Genomic DNA, 1,297 nt, shown 5'->3' with positions numbered 1-1,297 from the left:
CAGTATTCGCTCGATGCGTTGCGCCGGCGCTATGTCATCGAGAAAAGACCGCTCGAGGCCGGCGTCGAGCAGATCTTGCGGGCCGACACCCGCGCGGGAGCCCGTGCCATCCTGGCTTCAATCGACAAGCGGCGCTCCGAAAATAGGTCGGAAGGGCAGCGCCTGCGCAAGATGCTCCGCTTCGAGACCTCTCTCTGGGGAAGCGGCCATGATGCGGTGGCAGGCGTGGACGAGGCGGGAATGAGCCCTCTCGCCGGGCCCGTCTCCGCTGGCGCCGTGATCCTGAAGCCCGGCACGCGGATAATCGGAATCGACGACTCGAAAAAACTCGACGCCGCGGCTCGCGAAGAACTCTCGAAGGAAATCAAGGAAAAGGCAGAGAGTTGGTCCGTAGCATTCGTCGAGGTCGAGGAGATCGACGCAATCAACATCTATTGGGCAGGCATCCAGGCGATGCAGCGGGCGGTCCGGGGGCTAGGGTTGACGCCGCAGCACTTGCTGATCGATGCGAAGCGGTTGAAGGAAATCGACATCCCTCAGCAGGCTATTGTTAAAGGCGACGCCAAGTCCGCCAGCATTGCGGCCGCCTCCATCCTGGCGAAAGTCGAGCGCGACACGGTCATGCGGACGCTCGACGAGCGTCACCCCGGCTACGGATTTGCGGATCACAAGGGCTACCCGGTGCCGGCTCATTATGAGGCGCTCGCCAGGCTTGGTGCATGCGCAGCTCACCGGAGGTCGTTTGGACCTGTACGCAAGGCGCTCGGGCTGCCGCCCCTGCCGCCGTGGCCTTCGGCGTCCGAGCGCGCCGCGAGCTGAACTCCAGATCGAGCGCTTCGTCTCGGCTGCATTATTCTCGCGACCACTTCTTTTCGCGAACGACGTCCTTGGCGTTTTTGTCGGACCTCAGGCCGAGATAGACCGGCTGGCGCAGCTCGCCCTTGCTGGTCCACTCCGCGAATTTCACTTCCGCGACCAAGGAAGGACGCACCCAGGTGGTCACCCGCTCATCCTTCACCTTGCCAGGGAAGGGCGACTTGGCTGTCTTCAGCCTCACGAACTTGCGGTGAAGCTCTTCGAGAACCTGATGGCTGAAGCCGGTGCCGACGTGGCCAATGTACCGCCATGCATCGGCGTCGCGTACCGCCAGCACGAGGGCGCCGAAGAAGGGCCGGGTTCGCCTCGGCGCGGTGAAGCCGGCGATCACGACCTCCTGCCGTTGCGCGGTCTTCACCTTCAGCCAATCGGCGGTCCGGCGTCCGGACGCGTACGGGCTGTCGGCGCGCTTGGCCATGAT

At 64.0% G+C, this 1,297-nt stretch carries 2 protein-coding genes; one reads left to right on the top strand and one right to left on the bottom strand.

Translation table 11 applies throughout. The features are described from left to right. Positions 1 to 819: ribonuclease HII (locus AC0L20_RS39520; RefSeq protein ID WP_473295591.1), on the top strand; the 819-nt coding region annotated here is incomplete at its 5' end. Between the two features lie 31 nt (positions 820 to 850). Here AC0L20_RS39520 and AC0L20_RS39515 read toward each other — a convergent pair. After that, on the bottom strand, positions 851 to 1,297 hold a 447-nt coding region (locus AC0L20_RS39515; RefSeq protein WP_473295590.1), incomplete at its 5' end, for an ATP dependent DNA ligase.

It is taken from the genome of Bradyrhizobium sp. Kon58 (genome assembly GCF_055807455.1).
The sequence above is the reverse complement of the archived record's forward strand: the minus strand, read 5'-3'. Positions and strand labels throughout refer to the sequence as shown.